The organism is Streptomyces sp. NPDC055815 (assembly GCF_053616475.1).
Genome location: NZ_JBSHDU010000093.1, coordinates 15476 through 31988, shown reverse-complemented (window position 1 = coordinate 31988; position 16513 = coordinate 15476). Strand labels below are relative to the sequence as shown.

14 protein-coding genes and 4 tRNA genes are annotated in these 16513 nt (G+C 70.6%); 8 read left to right on the top strand and 10 right to left on the bottom strand.

The window, feature by feature from the left end; translation table 11 throughout:
• Positions 1 to 144: 144 nt before the first annotated feature.
• The 3 genes from ACWGN5_RS36495 to ACWGN5_RS36485 all read right to left on the bottom strand — a co-directional run bounded on the left by ACWGN5_RS36495 (position 145) and on the right by ACWGN5_RS36485 (position 3587).
• Positions 145 to 2268 carry a DEAD/DEAH box helicase gene (locus tag ACWGN5_RS36495; RefSeq protein WP_453522703.1) on the bottom strand — a complete coding sequence of 708 codons (2124 nt, stop codon included), beginning with the start codon at positions 2266 to 2268 and terminating at the stop codon, positions 145 to 147.
• A 197-nt stretch (positions 2269 to 2465) separates the two neighbouring features.
• The gene (locus ACWGN5_RS36490) at positions 2466 to 3140 is read right to left on the bottom strand and encodes a hypothetical protein (protein WP_453522702.1); all 675 of its coding nucleotides are present in this window, start codon (positions 3138 to 3140) and stop codon (positions 2466 to 2468) included.
• 96 nt (positions 3141 to 3236) lie between these two features.
• On the bottom strand, positions 3237 to 3587 hold the full coding sequence (locus tag ACWGN5_RS36485; RefSeq protein ID WP_369145485.1) for a metallopeptidase family protein: 351 nt from the start codon (positions 3585 to 3587) through the stop codon (positions 3237 to 3239).
• A gap of 104 nt (positions 3588 to 3691) precedes the next feature.
• Here ACWGN5_RS36485 and ACWGN5_RS36480 point away from each other — a divergent pair.
• The 3 genes from ACWGN5_RS36480 (at position 3692) to ACWGN5_RS36470 (ending at position 3974) form a co-directional block, all read left to right on the top strand.
• Positions 3692 to 3764, top strand: a tRNA-Glu gene (locus tag ACWGN5_RS36480).
• A 40-nt stretch (positions 3765 to 3804) separates the two neighbouring features.
• Positions 3805 to 3878, top strand: a tRNA-Asp gene (locus ACWGN5_RS36475).
• Positions 3879 to 3900: 22 nt separating this feature from the next.
• A tRNA-Phe gene (locus ACWGN5_RS36470) sits at positions 3901 to 3974 on the top strand.
• A gap of 43 nt (positions 3975 to 4017) precedes the next feature.
• On the opposite strand, the gene ACWGN5_RS36465 is transcribed toward ACWGN5_RS36470, so the two are convergent.
• The 4 genes from ACWGN5_RS36465 to ACWGN5_RS36450 form a co-directional block, all read right to left on the bottom strand.
• Positions 4018 to 4620: an RICIN domain-containing protein gene (locus tag ACWGN5_RS36465; protein ID WP_453522701.1), complete on the bottom strand. Its 603-nt coding sequence runs from the start codon at positions 4618 to 4620 to the stop codon at positions 4018 to 4020.
• Positions 4621 to 4848: 228 nt separating this feature from the next.
• Positions 4849 to 5700: a cytochrome c biogenesis CcdA family protein gene (locus ACWGN5_RS36460; RefSeq protein WP_453522700.1), complete on the bottom strand. Its 852-nt coding sequence runs from the start codon at positions 5698 to 5700 to the stop codon at positions 4849 to 4851.
• Positions 5697 to 6449: a DsbA family protein gene (locus tag ACWGN5_RS36455; protein WP_453522699.1), complete on the bottom strand. Its 753-nt coding sequence runs from the start codon at positions 6447 to 6449 to the stop codon at positions 5697 to 5699. Before ACWGN5_RS36455 ends, ACWGN5_RS36460 begins: the two co-directional genes overlap by 4 nt.
• Before the next feature lie 56 nt (positions 6450 to 6505).
• On the bottom strand, positions 6506 to 6856 hold the full coding sequence (locus tag ACWGN5_RS36450) for a hypothetical protein (protein WP_453522698.1): 351 nt from the start codon (positions 6854 to 6856) through the stop codon (positions 6506 to 6508).
• A gap of 190 nt (positions 6857 to 7046) precedes the next feature.
• Here ACWGN5_RS36450 and hrpA point away from each other — a divergent pair, with 190 nt between their 5' ends.
• From hrpA to ACWGN5_RS36435, 3 genes are all read left to right on the top strand, one after another.
• A complete protein-coding gene (gene hrpA / locus ACWGN5_RS36445; RefSeq protein WP_453522697.1) occupies positions 7047 to 11021 on the top strand; it encodes an ATP-dependent RNA helicase HrpA in 3975 nt (1324 codons plus the stop codon).
• Positions 11022 to 11091: 70 nt separating this feature from the next.
• A tRNA-Asp gene (locus tag ACWGN5_RS36440) sits at positions 11092 to 11165 on the top strand.
• 125 nt (positions 11166 to 11290) lie between these two features.
• Complete coding sequence (locus ACWGN5_RS36435; RefSeq protein ID WP_453522696.1) at positions 11291 to 11515, top strand: DUF6274 family protein; 225 nt, start codon at positions 11291 to 11293, stop codon at positions 11513 to 11515.
• A 341-nt stretch (positions 11516 to 11856) separates the two neighbouring features.
• On the opposite strand, the gene bldC is transcribed toward ACWGN5_RS36435, so the two are convergent.
• Together bldC and ACWGN5_RS36425 are read right to left on the bottom strand one after the other, a co-directional pair.
• A complete protein-coding gene (gene bldC, locus ACWGN5_RS36430) occupies positions 11857 to 12063 on the bottom strand; it encodes a developmental transcriptional regulator BldC (RefSeq protein WP_003949541.1) in 207 nt (68 codons plus the stop codon).
• Between the two features lie 570 nt (positions 12064 to 12633).
• Positions 12634 to 13494, bottom strand: a complete 861-nt coding sequence (locus ACWGN5_RS36425) for a hypothetical protein (RefSeq protein WP_453522695.1) — start codon at positions 13492 to 13494, stop codon at positions 12634 to 12636.
• Positions 13495 to 13649: 155 nt separating this feature from the next.
• On the opposite strand from ACWGN5_RS36425, the gene ACWGN5_RS36420 reads away from it, so the two are divergent.
• Both ACWGN5_RS36420 and ACWGN5_RS36415 read left to right on the top strand, forming a co-directional pair.
• Positions 13650 to 14741 carry a Leu/Phe/Val dehydrogenase gene (locus ACWGN5_RS36420; RefSeq protein ID WP_453522694.1) on the top strand — a complete coding sequence of 364 codons (1092 nt, stop codon included), beginning with the start codon at positions 13650 to 13652 and terminating at the stop codon, positions 14739 to 14741.
• Positions 14742 to 15053: 312 nt separating this feature from the next.
• The gene (locus ACWGN5_RS36415) at positions 15054 to 15308 is read left to right on the top strand and encodes a DUF3073 domain-containing protein (RefSeq protein ID WP_030685394.1); all 255 of its coding nucleotides are present in this window, start codon (positions 15054 to 15056) and stop codon (positions 15306 to 15308) included.
• Positions 15309 to 15442: 134 nt separating this feature from the next.
• On the opposite strand, the gene purM is transcribed toward ACWGN5_RS36415, so the two are convergent.
• On the bottom strand, positions 15443 to 16510 hold the full coding sequence (gene purM, locus ACWGN5_RS36410; protein WP_453522693.1) for a phosphoribosylformylglycinamidine cyclo-ligase: 1068 nt from the start codon (positions 16508 to 16510) through the stop codon (positions 15443 to 15445).
• Positions 16511 to 16513 lie beyond the last annotated feature (3 nt).

The window sequence follows — 16513 nt, the reverse complement described above, 5'->3', positions numbered from 1 at the left end:
CTGGCCCACCCCCCTGTCATTTTCGCGCTTGTTTAACCGGGCCCCCGGGGCGGGGGTACGTTATTCCCTACCCTTTAAAATTGTGGGGGGGCCCCTACCCACCCCGGGGTGTCGTCGGGGCCCCGCTCAGCGTTCTACGCGAGATCAGCCGTTGCGCTTCCAGCGCGGCTTGTCGTCGCGGCGGCCGAAGGAGCCACCGGTCGAGCCGGTGCTGCCGCGGTGGTCGTCACGACGGCCGTACGGGCGGTCGCCGCCCGAGCGGAAGCCACCGGCGGGGCGGTCGTCGCGACGGTCGCGGTTGAACGGACGGTCGCTGCCGCGGTGGCCGCCGGAGGGGCGGTCGTCGCGGCGCTCGAAGGAACGGCCGCCACGGTCGTCACGGTTGAAGCCACCCGACGGACGGTCGTCACGACGGAAACCACCGGACGGACGGTCATCGCGGCGGAAGCCACCGGAGGGACGCTCGTCACGACGCTCGAAGGAACGGCCGCCACGGTCGTCACGGTTGAAGCCACCCGACGGACGGTCGTCACGACGGAAACCACCCGACGGACGGTCGTTGTCGCGACGGAAGCCGCCACGGTCGTTGTCCCGGCGGAAGCCACCGCGGTCACCGCGGTCGTCACGGTTGAAGCCACCGCGGTCACCGCGGTCGCGGCGCTCGAAGTTACCCCGCTCGTCGCGGAAGGTCGAACGCTCCTCGCGGCGCTCCTCGGCCTTCGCGGCACGCTCGGCCTCGACGGCGGCGGCGGCGATCTCGGCCTCGGCGGCCTCGGTCACCTCGGCGACGGCCGCCTCCGGGTCCTCGCCGCGCTCGCGGGCGGCGCGGGCCACCAGGCGGTCGGCCTCCTCGCGGAGCTCGACGGCGCGGCGCTGCAGGCGCTCCAGCTGCTTGGTGAGGTCGACGACCTCGCGCTCGGCCTGCTTGGCCGAGTTGTTCGCGGAGTCGGCCTGGACCTCGGTCAGCGAACGGGCGCCGGTGATCTCGGCGACCTCCGGGTCGAAGGCGCCGGCGCCGCCGACGATGTGGCGCGAGGCGTCGACGCCCGCGTCCTCCATCAGACGGAAGATCTGACGGCGCTGGTGCGGCAGGGCCAGGGAGACCACGACGCCGGAGCGGCCGGCGCGGGCGGTGCGGCCCGAGCGGTGCAGGTAGTCCTTGTGGTCGCCGGCCGGGTCCACGTTCAGGACCAGGTCGATGCCGTCGACGTGGATGCCTCGGGCGGCGACGTCGGTCGCGACGAGCGCGTTGACGTAGCCGTCCTTGAAGTCGGCCAGGGTGCGGGTACGGGCGCCCTGGGTCATGCCGCCGTGCAGGGCGTCGGCCTTCACACCGGCGTCGCGGAGCTGCTCGGCGATGCGGTCGGCGCCCAGCTGGGTGCGGACGAAGATGATCGTGCGGCCCTTGCGGGCGGCGATGGCGGCGGTGACCGGGGCCTTGTCCTTCGGCTTCACGACGAGGACGTGGTGGGTCATGGTGGTGACGGCACCGGCGGACGGGTCGACCTCGTGCGTGATCGGGTTGACCAGGTAGCGCTTGACGAGGGTGTCGATCTCGTTCTCCAGGGTGGCGGAGAAGAGGAGACGCTGGCCGCCCTCGGGGACCTGGTCGAGCAGCTCGGTGACCTCGGGCAGGAAGCCCAGGTCGGCCATCTGGTCGGCCTCGTCGAGGACGGCGACCTGGACGTTCTCGAGGGAGCAGGCGCCGCGGTTGATGATGTCGCGGAGGCGGCCCGGGGTGGCGACGAGGATGTCGACGCCGCGCTCCAGGGCGTAGATCTGGTTGCCCATGGACGTACCACCGCAGACGACCTTCATCTTGAGGCCGAGCACGTCGCCGTAGGGCTGGAGGGCGTCCGCGACCTGCATCGCGAGCTCACGGGTCGGGGTGAGGATGACGCCGCGGGGCTTCTTCTTCTCGGTGTGGCCGTCCGCCAGGGTGGCGAGCAGCGGCAGACCGAAGGAGAGGGTCTTGCCGGAGCCGGTGCGGCCGCGGCCGAGGATGTCCTTGCCGGCCAGGGCGTCCGGGATGGTCGCCGCCTGGATCGGGAAGGGGGTGGTGACGCCGTTCTGCGCGAGCTTGCGCACGACGCCCTCGGGGAGACCGAGGTCGCCGAAGGTGATGGTGGGCTCGTCGGAGACGGTCTCCTCGACGACCGCCTCGGCGGTGTCGTCGGCCTCGATCGCGACGGTCTCGGTGGCCTCTACGGCCTCGACGATCTCGTCGTTCTCGGGCATGACGGCGTGGTCAGAACTGAAAATGGACATGCGAAATGCGAAACCTTCCGGAGTCTCGGCACGCGCCCGTCAACTCCGTGATTTCGCAAACGACCGCCTCAATGCGGTCAGCCACGGCTAGGGAGAGTACGCGCCACGCGGCGCTCTTCTGTGTCGGCGCCGGGCAATAGGATCAAGCGATCTACCACCATACGGACTCTCCCCCGCCTATAGCAAATCGGACTACGTCACACCGGCTCGGCCTGCGGGGATGCCGCCGGCTCCGGGGGCGCTCCCGGCCCGTCCGCGGCCCGCATCGCACCCATCTGGGTGTCGGTGCCGGACGGCGGCGGATCGGTGGGGTTCGAGGTCGGTTCCGGGGTGGGCTCGGGCGTCGGGTCGACGGTCGGCTCGGGCGTCGGCTCCGGGCTCGGCTCGGTCGGCTGCGGTGTGGGCGTGGGCCCGCCGTCCGAGCCCCCGGCGCCGCCCCCGCCGCCGTTCCCTCCGCCACCGCTGCCGCCGCCGTTCGCATCGCCACCGCCCGGGCCGGAGCCCGGGTCCTCGTGGCCGCCGCCCGCGGGGTGCGTCTTCGACGGCCCGCCGGGGCCCTCCGCCGGCAGGACGGCGCCCGGCGAGGGCTTCGCCGTGCCCGACGGCGAGCCGCTGGGGACCGGGGACTCCTTGCCCGCACCGGCCGGGGCGGAGCCGCCCTTGTCCGGCCGGCCGTTCCACGAGCCGCCGTCCCCGACCCGGTCTCCGCCGCCGCCGTCGGCCTCGGCCGCCACGCCCTGCTTCCCCCCGGACGCGCCGGGCGCCGGCTTCGCCCCCTCGTCGCTCACACTCATACAGCCGCTCAGACCGGCACAGGCCGCGACGGCCAGCGCGGTGGCGGCCCATCTCACCGGGGTGGGCAAATGGCGCACGGGGGCACCTCCAGGACACAACAGGCAGGAACGGAACGCGTCGCACTGCCCAACTCCCCGGGCCCCACAAGGGACACGCGCGAAGAGACCCGAGCCTCAGCCGTAGCCGAGCGCGTGCAGCCGCTCGTCGTCGATGCCGAAGTGGTGGGCGATCTCGTGCACGACGGTGATCTCGGTCTCCGCGACCACGTCCTCGCGCGACTCGCACATCCGCAGCGTCGGCCCCCGGTAGATCGTGATCCGGTCGGGCAGCACCCCGGCGTACCACTCGCCGCGCTCGGTCAGCGGCGTCCCCTCGTAGAGCCCGAGCAGCTCGGGATCGTCCGCGGAGGGCTCGTCCTCCACGAACACGGCGACGTTGTCCATCAGCCGGGTCAGCTCCGGCGGGATCCGGTCCAGGGCCTCGGCGACAAGCTCTTCGAACTCCTCGCGCGTCATCTCCAGCACGGGCCCATTCTCCCCCCGCCGGAAACCGTTTTGGCGATAGCGGCCGGCATCCCATATGCTTCTCACGTCCCCGACGCGCTGGAAAGCGCGCAGGTGAGCCTCTAGCCCTCATCGTCTAGTGGCCCAGGACGCCGCCCTTTCAAGGCGGTAGCACGGGTTCGAATCCCGTTGGGGGCACGCATTACCGTGTGAGAGACTAGTGATCGCACACAAGCTTGGCTCTGTGGAGCAGTTGGTTAGCTCGCCACCCTGTCAAGGTGGAGGTCGCGGGTTCAAGTCCCGTCAGAGTCGCTGAAGCTGGAAACAGCTTCGTGGCTGGGTAGCTCAGTTGGTACGAGCGATCGCCTGAAAAGCGATAGGTCGCCGGTTCGACCCCGGCCCCAGCCACAGAGGGAAGGCCCCGTTCGAAAGAACGGGGCATTCTTCGTTCCTACTGGGGCGCGCGCAGGAACTGCCACTGCTGGTTGATGGCGGGCTCCCCACCCGGCGGATAGGCCTGCACGATCTTGGCGCCGTGAGCGAGGCTGTCCCAGGCGACGTCGAGCACCATCCCGGTGTGGTCGACGACGATCCCGACGCTGTTCCTGGTCTGCGGCACCTGGCCGATGGACGTGTCCACGAGCGGGGCCCGCCCCGGCGGCTGCACGAACCACCACACCTGGTTGCTTCCGCCGTTGCAGGTCGACTGCACCACCGGGGCGCCGTGTTGCCGGCTGCCCCAGGCGACGTCCAGGCACATGCCGGAGTGCCGGACCTGGATCTTGTACTTGCTGTCGCCCTGGGGCAGGAGGCGCCACTGCTGGTTGTGGCCGGACCCGCACGTGGCCTGCACGACGGCGGCGGCATGGCCGTAGCTGAAGTGGGCGACGTCGAGGCACATGCCGGAGTGCTTGGCCCTGATCTGGTACCAGCCGGTGCCGACCGGGGCCTGGGGCGCGGACATCGCGGGGGCTTGGACGAGGGACAGGGCGCCGGCGGCCGCGAACGCAAGGCACACGGCGGCTCTCGACGCCCTTCGCACGGTGGGAGACATGGCTTCACCTTCGAGCGGGGCGCGCGGGACCCCCACCCGTGGGGGCACGAAGGCCGACGCGCACCACGGAGTGAAAGAGGAGGGGGGACCGGGTCGGAGACTCACGACGACCGGTTACTCCCAGGCTAGGCCTGGCCCCGCCCCGTCGCGACCGGACGAAACCCCCTCCTGCGGCTCACCGGTGGTACGGGAAGCGGAGCGCCTCGCGTCGCGTACCACCGGCGCGTCTCAGTGCTCCCCCGGCGTCCCCGCGCGCCCCCGGTCCCGGCGCCGCCCGCCGCGTGCGGCGAGGACGGCCGCCACCACCGCGACCACGGCCACGAGCAGGGCCCAGTCGGGAACCGCACGGCCCCAGTCCGCCACGCGCTGCTCGACCGCGAAGGAGTCGTCGACCGACAGCAGGCCCGGCAGCGCGGTCGTCCCGTCGAAGACGAGGAACAGGGTGCCGAGGGCGATGAAGAAGAGGCCCGAGAGCAGCGAGGTGGAGTGGACCTCGAAGCGGCCGATACGGAGCGGGCGGCCCCGCAGCCAGCGCCGCCGGCCCAGCTCGTACCGGTCCCAGAGCAGCGCCAGGACGAACAGCGGGACGGCCATGCCCAGCGCGTACACGGCGAGGAGCAGTCCGCCGTACGCCGGGCTGCCGCTCAGCGCCGCCACCGTCAGGACGCTCCCCAGGATCGGTCCCGCGCAGAAGCCCGCGAGGCCGTAGACCAGGCCGAGGGCGTAGACGGAGAGCGCCGAGGTGGGGCGGATGCGGCCGCTCGCCTCGGCGATCCGGCGGGAGGTGAAGCCCAGGCCGAGGATCTGGAGGACGCCGAGCCCGATGATCAGCCAGCCCCCGGCGGTGACGAGCAGGTCCCGGTGGCCGTAGAAGAACCGGCCCGCGAGGGAGCCGGCGGCGCCGAGCGGGACGAGGGTGGTCGCCAGACCCGCGTAGAGGATGCCGGTCCTGGCCACTAGCTTCGCGCGCGTGTCGATCGAATACGCGAAGAAGGCGGGCAGGAGCAGGGCGCTGCACGGGCTGAGCAGGGCGAGGAGGCCGCCGAGGAAGGCGGCGAAGTAGCCGATGCCGGAGGTCACCGCGCGGCCTTCTTCGGAGCGGCCTTCGCGGCGGCCTCGATGGCCTCCGTGAAGGTCTCCAGGGGCTGGGCGCCGGCGATCGGGCGGCCGTTGACCAGGAAGGACGGGGTGGAGGTGGCGCCGAGCGCGTACCCCTGCTCCTGGTCCGCGCGGACGGCCTCGCGGGCGGCGGCCCCTTCGCTGTCCCGCGCGAACCGGGCCGCGTCGGCGACGCCGGCCTCCTTGGCGAGGGCGGCGATGCGGTCCTTGCCGAAGCCCTTCTCCTTGGCCCCCTCGGCGTAGGCCGCCTTGTGGAACTCCCAGAACCGGCCCTGCTGCCCGGCCGCCCAGGACGCGCGGGCGATGTTCTCCGACTCCTCGCCGAAGATCGGGAAGTTCCGCCACTCGATGCGCAGGGTGCCGTTCTCGACGTACTTCTTCACGAGCGCGGGCTCGGTGTCGCGGGCGAACTTCCCGCAGTAGCCGCACTTGAAGTCGGCGTACTCGATGAGCACGACGGGCGCGTCGGCACGGCCGAGGGCCAGCTTGTCGGAGGGGTCGCGGCGGGCGTACGCCTCCAGCTCGGCGTAGACGCCGGCAGAGGGGTCCGCGGAGACCTCGGCGACGGACGAGGAGCCGGAGGCGCCGGGGGACGAGGGCTTGGTGGCGGTGTACGAGACGACGCCGAGCAGCACGGCGGCGGCCGCCACCCCGGAGACGATGGCGATGGACTTGGGCTTGGACGTGCTCTTGGACGTGCTCTTGGACATGCGGAAGCGCTCCTGGAGGAGTGGGACGGGAAGGACGGCGGGGGCGGGCCGTCCGTCTAAACCCTCAGGACCGACAACTCCACGGGAGACAGGGGTACGCGCGCGGGTGGCTCCCGGCCCGGCGGCGCGGCCGGCTCGCCGGGGTCCGGCTGCCGGAGCCCGGGCGCCACCCGGTCGGCGGCCAGGACCGGCAGCAGCTCGGCGAAGCCGTGCGCACGCGGCGGTACGACGGGACCCGAGGCCCCTTCGCCGGCGGGGTGACCGGGGTCGCAGCCGGGCACGGCGGCGCCCATGACGACGGGGGCGGGCCCCGGAGCCGTACTGGAGGAGGCGCCGCAGACCAGGAGCCCGAGCACCAGACCCAGCAGGGCGGCGAACGCCGCCGTCGCGCGGGTGGTGCAGAACATGCGAAACCTCTCCGGTCCGGTCGGCGTGCCCGAAATAGTACGCACCCCGCACGCGTGTCCCCGGAAAGCGCCCGGCCCGGGGAGCACCCGGCCCCGGGAGCGTCCGCCCCCGGGAGGCGCCCGTCCCCGCCGGAGCCGCTCGTAAATCGGTTCGCCGCTTCTCGTCCGCAGGTGCGATCCTGGATCCCGTATGTCTACTTCCTTCGCCGCCCTCCAGTCCGTCCTGGCCGAGGTCTCGCTGCGGGACTCCCACCGGCTCGGCCGCCGTCTCGAAGGCGCCCGCCGCATCCGCAAGCCCGAGGCCCGCGCGGCCGTCCTGGACGAGATCGCCGCCGAGGCGGCCAAGGCCAAGGAGCGCGTCGACGGGCGCGCCTCCCGCGTGCCCGCGGTCACGTACCCCGAGCAGCTGCCCGTCTCGCAGAAGAAGGACGCGATCCTGGAGGCGATACGCGACCACCAGGTCGTGATCGTCGCCGGTGAGACGGGCTCCGGAAAGACCACGCAGATCCCGAAGATCTGTCTGGAGCTGGGCCGGGGCGTCCGGGGCATGATCGGGCACACCCAGCCCCGCCGGATCGCGGCCCGCACGGTCGCCGAGCGCGTCGCCGAGGAGCTGAGGACCCCGCTGGGCGAGGCCGTCGGCTGGAAGGTCCGCTTCACCGACCAGGTGAACCCCGACGCGACCTTCGTGAAGCTGATGACGGACGGCATCCTGCTCGCCGAGATCCAGACGGACCGCGAGCTGCGCGCGTACGACACGATCATCATCGACGAGGCCCACGAGCGGTCCCTCAACATCGACTTCCTGCTCGGCTATCTGGCCCAGCTGCTGCCGAAGCGCCCCGACCTCAAGGTCGTGATCACCTCCGCGACGATCGACCCGGAGCGCTTCTCCCGCCACTTCGGCGACGCCCCGATCGTCGAGGTCTCCGGCCGTACGTATCCGGTCGAGGTCCGTTACCGCCCGCTCCTCGAAGAGGACAGCGAGGAGTCCGACCGGGACCAGATCACCGCGATCTGCGACGCCGTCGACGAGCTCCAGAAGGAGGGCCCGGGCGACGTCCTGGTCTTCCTCTCCGGCGAGCGCGAGATCCGGGACACCGCGGACGCGCTGCTCAAGAAGAAACTCTTCAACACCGAGGTCCTCCCCCTCTACGCCCGGCTGTCCCACGCCGAGCAGCACCGGGTCTTCCAGGCGCACTCCGGCCGCCGGATCGTCCTCGCGACGAACGTCGCCGAGACCTCCCTGACCGTCCCCGGCATCAAGTACGTGATCGATCCGGGCACCGCCCGCATCTCCCGGTACTCGCACCGGACCAAGGTGCAGCGCCTCCCGATCGAGCCGGTCAGCCAGGCCAGCGCCAACCAGCGCAAGGGCCGCTGCGGCCGTACGAGCGACGGCATCTGCATCCGCCTGTACTCCGAGGACGACTTCCTCACCCGGCCCGAGTTCACGGACGCGGAGATCCTCCGTACGAACCTGGCCTCCGTCATCCTGCAGATGACCGCGGCCGGCCTCGGCGACATCGAGAAGTTCCCCTTCATCGACCCGCCGGACCACCGCAACATCCGGGACGGCGTGCAGCTCCTCCAGGAGCTCGGCGCGATCGACCCGAACGAGAAGGACCCGAAGAAGAGGCTGACCCAGCAGGGCCGGAAGCTCTCCCAGCTGCCGGTGGACCCGCGGCTCGCCCGGATGGTCCTGGAGGCCGACAAGAACGGCTGTGTCCGCGAGGTCATGGTGATCGCGGCGGCGCTGTCCATCCAGGACCCGCGCGAGCGGCCCTCGGAGAAGCAGGCGCAGGCCGACCAGCAGCACGCCCGGTTCAAGGACGAGACGAGCGACTTCCTCGCCTTCCTCAACCTGTGGCGGTACGTCCGCGAGCAGCAGAAGGAGCGCGGATCCAGCTCCTTCCGCCGGATGTGCAAGCAGGAGTACCTGAACTTCCTGCGCATCCGCGAGTGGCAGGACATCTACGCCCAGCTGCGGACGGTCGCGAAGCAGATGGGGATCCACCTCAACGAGGAGGACGCGCCGGAGCAGTCCGTGCACGTCTCCCTGCTCTCCGGTCTGCTCTCCCATGTCGGTCTGAAGGACGTGAAGGAGTCCAAGGACGGCGGCCGGGATCCGAAGCGCGAGGGCGGCGGCCGGAACGAGTACCTGGGCGCGCGGAACGCCAAGTTCGCGATCTTCCCCGGCTCCGCGCTCTTCAAGAAGCCCCCGCGGTTCGTCATGTCCGCCGAGCTGGTGGAGACCTCGCGGCTGTGGGCCCGGGTCAACGCCCGGATCGAGCCCGAGTGGATCGAGCCGCTCGCCCAGCACCTGGTGAAGAAGACGTACAGCGAGCCGCACTGGGAGAAGGACCAGGCGGCCGTGATGGCCTTCGAGAAGGTGACGCTGTACGGCGTCCCGATCGTCGCCGACCGCAAGGTGAACTACGGGCGGATCGACCCGGAGATCTCCCGCGACCTGTTCATCCGGAACGCGCTCGTCGAGGGCGACTGGCGCACCCACCACAAGTTCTTCGCGGACAACCGCAAGCTCCTCACCGAGGTCGAGGAGCTCGAACACCGGGCCAGGCGCCGGGACATCCTCGTCGACGACGAGACGCTCTTCGACTTCTACGACAAGCGCGTCCCCGAACACGTCGTGTCCGGAGCCCACTTCGACTCCTGGTGGAAGCACAAGCGCCACGAGGAGCCCGAGTTCCTCGACTTCGAGCGCGAGATGCTCATCAACGAGAAGGCCGGGGCGGTCACCAAGGACGACTATCCGGACTCCTGGCGCCAGGGCGCGCTGAAGTTCCGCGTGACGTACCAGTTCGAGCCGGGCGCGGACGCGGACGGCGTGACCGTCCACGTACCGCTCCAGGTCCTGAACCAGGTGACGGACGAGGGCTTCGAGTGGCAGATCCCGGGTCTGCGCGCCGAGGTCGTCACCGAGCTGATCCGCTCCCTGCCGAAGCCGATCCGCCGCCACTACGTGCCGGCGCCGAACTTCGCGACCCGCTTCCTCGACTCCGTGGTGCCCGTGCAGGAGCCGCTGACGGGCGCGCTCGCCCGGGAGCTGCAGCGGATGGTCGGCGTCCCGGTCACGGCCGAGGACTTCGACTGGGCGAAGGTCCCCGAGCACCTCAAGGTGACCTTCCGGATCGTCGACGAGCGGCGCCGGAAGCTCGCCGAGGACAAGGACCTGGAGACGCTGCGGCTCAAGCTGCGCCCCAAGGCCCGGCAGGCGCTCTCCAAGGCCGCCGCGGCGGCGACGGGCGGCCCGGACGGCTCCGGCCCGTCCCTGGAGCGCACGGGGCTCAAGGACTGGACGATCGGGACGCTCACGAAGGTCTTCGAGACCCGGCGGGCCGGGCAGCCGGTGAAGGCGTTCCCGGCGCTGGTGGACGAGGGCGACAGCGTCGCCGTCCGGCTCTTCGACTCGGAGGCCGAGCAGGCGCAGGCGATGTGGCGGGGCACCCGGAAGCTGATCATGCTGAACATCCCGGTGAACCCGGCGAAGTTCGCCTCGGACAAGCTGACCAACCAGCAGAAGCTGGCCCTGTCGTCGAACCCGCACGGCTCGATCCAGGCCCTCTTCGACGACTGCGCCACAGCGGCGGCCGACAAGCTGATCGCGGACCACGGCGGCCCGGCCTGGGACGAGGAGTCCTTCCGGAAGCTGTACGACAAGGTCCGCGCGGACCTCGTGGACACGACGGTACGGACGGTGGGCCAGGTCCAGCAGATCCTGGCGGCCTGGCAGGCGTGCGAGCGCCGGCTGAAGTCCACGAACAGCCTGGCCCTGATCAACAACCTCACCGACGTGCGCACGCAGCTCGCCTGGCTCATGCCGGCCGGCTTCGTCACCCGTACGGGCCTGAAGCGGCTCCCGGACCTGATGCGCTACCTGGTGGCGGTGGACCGGCGGCTCCAGCAGATGCCCACCGGGGTCCAGCGGGACACCACCCGGATGGAGAAGGTCCAGGAGATGCTGGACGAGTACGCCTGGCTCCTGGAGCAGCTTCCGATGGGCCGCCCGGTGCCGTCCGAGGTCACCGACATCCGCTGGATGATCGAGGAGCTGCGGGTGAGCTACTTCGCGCACGCGCTGGGCACGGCGTACCCGATCTCGGACAAGCGGATCGTGAAGGCGATCGACGCGGCGGCCCCGTAGCGGGTTCGACCGCGCCCCCTGACCTGCTGTACAGTCTGTCTCGCAGCCGCTCACGAGGGGCTGCGAGCAAGGCTCTGTGGAGCAGTTGGTTAGCTCGCCACCCTGTCAAGGTGGAGGTCGCGGGTTCAAGTCCCGTCAGAGTCGCCTCTCGGAAGGCCCGCATCGCGAGATGCGGGCCTTCGTTGTGTTCCCGTGTCTTGACGGGGCCGCGGGGCCGCCGGTACCCCGGACTTCAGGGAATCGGGGGCCCACACCGGAGGTGGTCGCGCATGGCCGCGGCATCCGCAGCACGGCACGACACACGAGCGCTGCTGCGCGCCCATCTGGCGGCCGCGTCGCGGTACGGACACCTCACCCGCCACTGCGTGGTCTGCCATCGCCTCCTGCGGCTCGCCATGGAGCTCCCCGAGCCGGAGGAGCCGGCGGGGCCGCCGGAGTGCACCGGAGAGCGGACCGGAGAGCGCACCGGGGACGAAAGTCCCACCGACCCATGACCAACGGCGGGTTGGGAGCGATCCCGGAGGTGGCAGGCTGTTCCTTGGCAAGACTTCCCCAGTGTGACGGGTGTCACTGAAGCTGTTTCAGAAACGACCACACTTACACCCTCCCTACACCACCCCGATTTAATATGTGCAATTGCACCACCCTGGAGCGGGTGTGGCGCGGGGCACAAAAAAGATCGCGCTGGACCCGGCGGAGTCCAGCGCGATCGTTGACGAAGACCTGTTGGGGCAGGAGTCCGTCGGCAGTACTAGGGGTGGGCGACCGGATTGGGGGATCCGGACGGGCCCGGTGTTACGGGGTGTTGCAGGGTGCTGCAGGTTTCTGCGCGACCTCAGGCCTCGCTGCGCTGCTGGGGAATACCCGCCAGCAGAGCGCGAACCTCGGCCTCGCGGTACCGGCGGTGTCCACCCAGGGTGCGGATGGACGTGAGCTTGCCGGCCTTGGCCCAACGGGTCACCGTCTTCGGGTCCACGCGGAACATCGTGGCAACCTCGGCAGGGGTCAGCAGCGGCTCGGCATCAGGGGTGCGAGCGGTCATGAGCGGCCTCCTCGGGAGAACCGAACCAATCTCGGTTCTTTCCTCTAAATTCTGCACCTTGACCCGCCATGCCCGAAATGGCAGAAGCGGGCCGAGTCGGTTATAGGACGAACGGCTTGTCCTCGGCACTACAACTACACCATCCGTCCAGCCGCGTCGGCCAAACCGATGGAATTGCCCTCGCAGGTGTTCATCAGCGGCGGAAGTCGACTGACCATGCCATAACGGACAGTCACGCCACTGTGACGATCAGTCACAGAGCGATCAGGAGTCCTCAGACCCCCCATAGAGTGCAATGCTGAGCATTCCGCCCGAACTTGGGTGGAAGGAACCCTCCCCGGACTCCTTGTCCTATTTTGGCACGAGGGTGGGCGATGGGCGCAAGGGTGCGTTACGTGCTGTCCGTCACGCTTGAGCCAAAGGCCCGGATCGGGACCAACGTCCTCGCCCATGAGTGCGAAAGACCCGGCCACCGGAGCCGCATCGTTCCGGCCACCGCACCTTGAAGATCATTTACACCCGTCGGACATGTCTTGTCGATACCGACCTGACGAATCTGTCCGGACTATGTCAGTTCGCGAAACGAAGGTCCCTGACCGCACGCCAGCGCTCCGCGAGCCGCCCGTACACCTCGCTCGCCGCCTCGCCGTCCCCGGCCCGCAGCGCCGCGATCCCCTCCGCCAGCTGGGCCGCCGACCGGTCCTCCGCCAGCCACCGGGCCGGCAGCGCGTGCACCAGACCGCCGAAGTCCAGCTCCACGAGCGCCCGCGGATGGAACTCCTCCAGCCAGCGCCCCACCTCGATCAGCCCCGCCGTCATCGGACCGTCGTCGATCGACTCCCGCAGCGCCTTCAACGCCCGCGCGAGCCGCCGCCGCGCCTGCGCCATCGTCGTCCGGTAGCGCAGCACCGGCGCCCGGCCCTCCTCCGTGCTTCCCGGGTCCCCCGGCTCGTACTCCCGGTCCTCGTCCCCGAAGAGCGCGAACCAGCGCAACGGCACCTGCCACACCCCCGTACGGATCCAGGGCCGGGCATCCGGGTTCCTGAGCAACCACCGTTCAAAGTCGCCGGCCACCTGGACGCGCACCACGGGCGGCAGCATCGCGTCGAGCACCGGCGCCGGATACGGGCCCGCCGCCAGCTCCTCCAGGGCCAGCCAGCCGCGCAGCCGGGTCCGCCAGGGGCAGATCACCACCACCCCGTCCAGATGCGCGACGAACGCCTCCCCGCTCTCGTGGACCGGCACCGGCACCGGGGGCGTCGGCAGCAGATCCGCGAGCGAGCGGCGCAGCTCCTCCTGCGCCCCCGGGATGCGCGGGCGGCGCGCGTACCGGGCCCAGTGGGACCGCTCCGGCTCGGGGAACGCGGCCAGCGGCTCGTACACCCGCAGATAGGACGCGTAGGGAACGGGGACCGTGGGGGCGACCGACATGTCGCAAATCCTTCCACGGAGGTACTCCTGGAGGGGGTGATCCTGAGCACTGCGGCCGATCTACGCCCAGGTAGGACTTAACCTCTTGCCGAACTGGTCCTCCCCCACCCGTAGGGAGGCCCGCAACCGCCGCTTCGTACTTGGGAGTCACCACCGTGACCGATGTGACCGGCGTTCCTGCTGACGTACTGAGCACTCTGTTCCACTCGGAGCAGGGTGGCCACGAGCAAGTCGTGCTCTGCCAGGACCGCGCCACCGGCCTCAAGGCCGTCATCGCCCTCCACTCCACCGCCCTGGGCCCCGCCCTCGGCGGCACCCGTTTCTACCCGTACGCCACCGAGGCCGAGGCGATCGCCGACGCGCTCAACCTGTCGCGCGGCATGTCGTACAAGAACGCCATGGCCGGACTCGACCTGGGCGGCGGCAAGGCCGTCATCATCGGCGACCCGGAGCAGATCAAGACCGAGGAGCTCCTCCTCGCCTACGGCCGCTTCGTGGCCTCCCTCGGCGGCCGGTACGTCACGGCCTGCGACGTCGGCACCTACGTCGCCGACATGGACGTCGTCGCCCGCACCAACCAGTGGACCACCGGCCGCTCCCCCGAGAACGGCGGCGCCGGCGACTCCTCCGTCCTCACCGCCTTCGGCGTCTTCCAGGGCATGCGCGCCGCCGCCCAGACCCTCTGGGGCGACCCGACGCTGCGCGGCCGCAAGGTCGGCGTCGCGGGTGTCGGCAAGGTCGGCCACTACCTCGTCGAGCACCTCCTGGAGGACGGCGCCGAGGTCGTCATCACCGATGTGCGCGAGGAGTCGGTGCGCCGGATCACCGACAAGCACCCGCAGGTCACCGTCGTCGCCGACACCGACGCGCTGATCCGCGTCGAGGGCCTCGACGTGTACGCGCCCTGCGCGCTGGGCGGCGCCCTGAACGACGAGACCGTGCCGGTCCTCACCGCGAAGATCGTCTGCGGCGCGGCCAACAACCAGCTCGCGCACCCGGGTGTCGAGAAGGACCTGGAGGAGCGCGGCATCCTCTACGCGCCCGACTACGTGGTCAACGCCGGTGGCGTGATCCAGGTCGCCGACGAGCTGCACGGCTTCGACTTCGACCGCTGCAAGGCCAAGGCGACGAAGATCTTCGACACCACCCTGGAGATCTTCGCACGTGCGAAGGCGGACGGCATTCCGCCGGCCGCGGCCGCCGACCGGATCGCCGAGCAGCGGATGGCGGACGCCCGCCGCGGCTGATCCCCGGCCCCGGAAGCACGGAGGACCGGCCCGCAGACGGGCGCCCACGGGAAACCCGTGGAGAGACTTCGCTCACGCCCCTCGGCGGGTCGGCCCTCAAGAAGAGGTTAAAATCGCGATTGACCAGCGAGGAAAGGGCACCTCGATGGTTCTGTACCGGGGTATGTGATGCGCGCGGCGTACCGTAGACCCACGGAAACAGGTACCGTTGAAGCCCTACGGACCGGTCTCTCTACCGAGAGTCCGTTCCGAATCATGAACGCGTGTCAAGACTCTGGGGCCGACGAGCCCCGTCACCGAGGGGGTCGAGCCATGGGGCGCGGCCGGGCAAAGGCCAAGCAGACCAAGGTCGCCCGCCAGCTGAAGTACAGCAGCGGCGGGACAGACCTGACGCGTCTGGCCAATGAGCTGGGCGCTTCGACTTCGAGCCAGCCGCCGAATGGCGAGCCGTTCGAGGACGACGACGAGGAAGACGACCCGTACGCCCAGTACGCGGATCTCTACAACACGGACGACGAGGACGAGGACGACGAGTCCGGTCCGAGCTCGTCCCCGCGTCGCGCTTGACCTTCTGAATCACCGAAACCCGGACCGGGGTCACCCGGCCGGGTTTCTGTGCTGTCCGCGCACCGAACCCCGCGTGGGCGGACACGCGAAACGGGGCGCCCCCTCAGGAGCGCCCCGCCTCGTACCTCCGAGAACTACTTGGCGTAGTCGCCGACCAGCTCAGCGCCCGTCGTGTGCGCCCCGCGCTCGGTGATCTCGCCCGTGACCCAGGCCTCGACCCCGCGGTCCTCCAGGGTCGCCAGGGCCACGTCCACGGACTCGGCCGGCACGACGGCCATCATGCCGACGCCCATGTTGAGGGTCTTCTCCAGCTCCAGGCGCTCCACCTGACCGGCCTTGCCGACCAGGTCGAAGATCGCGCCCGGCGTCCAGGTCGAACGGTCCACCGTGGCGTGCAGCCCGTCCGGGATCACCCGCGCCAGGTTGGCCGCGAGACCGCCGCCCGTGATGTGGCTGAAGGCGTGGACGTCCGTGGTCCGGGTGAGGGCCAGGCAGTCCAGCGAGTAGATCTTCGTGGGCTCCAGGAGCTCCTCGCCGAGCGTCCGGCCGAGCTCCTCGACCCGCTGGTCGAGGGTCATGCCGGCGCGGTCGAAGACCACGTGCCGGACGAGCGAGTACCCGTTGGAGTGAAGGCCCGAGGACGCCATGGCGATGACCGCGTCCCCCGTACGGATGCGGTCCGCGCCGAGCAGCCGGTCGTACTCCACGACACCCGTGCCCGCGCCGGCGACGTCGAAGTCGTCCGGGCCGAGGAGGCCCGGGTGCTCCGCCGTCTCGCCGCCGACCAGGGCGCAGCCGGCGAGGACACAGCCCTCGGCGATGCCCTTGACGATGGCGGCGACCCGCTCGGGGTGGACCTTGCCGACGCAGATGTAGTCGGTCATGAAGAGCGGCTCGGCGCCGCAGACGACGATGTCGTCCATGACCATCGCGACCAGGTCGTGGCCGATCGTGTCGTACACGCCCATCTGGCGGGCGATGTCGACCTTCGTGCCGACGCCGTCGGTCGCCGAGGCGAGCAGCGGACGCTCGTAGCGCTTGAGGGCGGAGGCGTCGAAGAGGCCGGCGAAACCGCCGAGGCCGCCGAGGACCTCGGGGCGCTGCGTCTTCTTCACCCACTCCTTCATGAGCTCGACGGCGCGGTCGCCCGCTTCGATGTCGACGCCCGCGCTCGCGTAGCTGGCACCGGTGGTCTCAGGCATGGC

Excerpts from the sequence above, each read along its gene's own strand:
- ACWGN5_RS36450 (WP_453522698.1), bottom strand. The coding sequence starts at position 6,856 with ATGTTCTGCACCACCCGCGCGACGGCGGCGTTCGCCGCCCTGCTGGGT.
- ACWGN5_RS36425 (WP_453522695.1), bottom strand. The coding sequence starts at position 13,494 with ATGTCGGTCGCCCCCACGGTCCCCGTTCCCTACGCGTCCTATCTGCGG.
- ACWGN5_RS36465 (WP_453522701.1), bottom strand. The coding sequence starts at position 4,620 with ATGTCTCCCACCGTGCGAAGGGCGTCGAGAGCCGCCGTGTGCCTTGCG.
- ACWGN5_RS36455 (WP_453522699.1), bottom strand. The coding sequence starts at position 6,449 with ATGTCCAAGAGCACGTCCAAGAGCACGTCCAAGCCCAAGTCCATCGCC.
- ACWGN5_RS36435 (WP_453522696.1), top strand. The coding sequence starts at position 11,291 with ATGGCCGCGGCATCCGCAGCACGGCACGACACACGAGCGCTGCTGCGC.
- bldC (WP_003949541.1), bottom strand. The coding sequence starts at position 12,063 with ATGACCGCTCGCACCCCTGATGCCGAGCCGCTGCTGACCCCTGCCGAG.
- ACWGN5_RS36495 (WP_453522703.1), bottom strand. The coding sequence starts at position 2,268 with ATGTCCATTTTCAGTTCTGACCACGCCGTCATGCCCGAGAACGACGAG.
- purM (WP_453522693.1), bottom strand. The coding sequence starts at position 16,510 with ATGCCTGAGACCACCGGTGCCAGCTACGCGAGCGCGGGCGTCGACATC.
- hrpA (WP_453522697.1), top strand. The coding sequence starts at position 7,047 with ATGTCTACTTCCTTCGCCGCCCTCCAGTCCGTCCTGGCCGAGGTCTCG.
- ACWGN5_RS36415 (WP_030685394.1), top strand. The coding sequence starts at position 15,054 with ATGGGGCGCGGCCGGGCAAAGGCCAAGCAGACCAAGGTCGCCCGCCAG.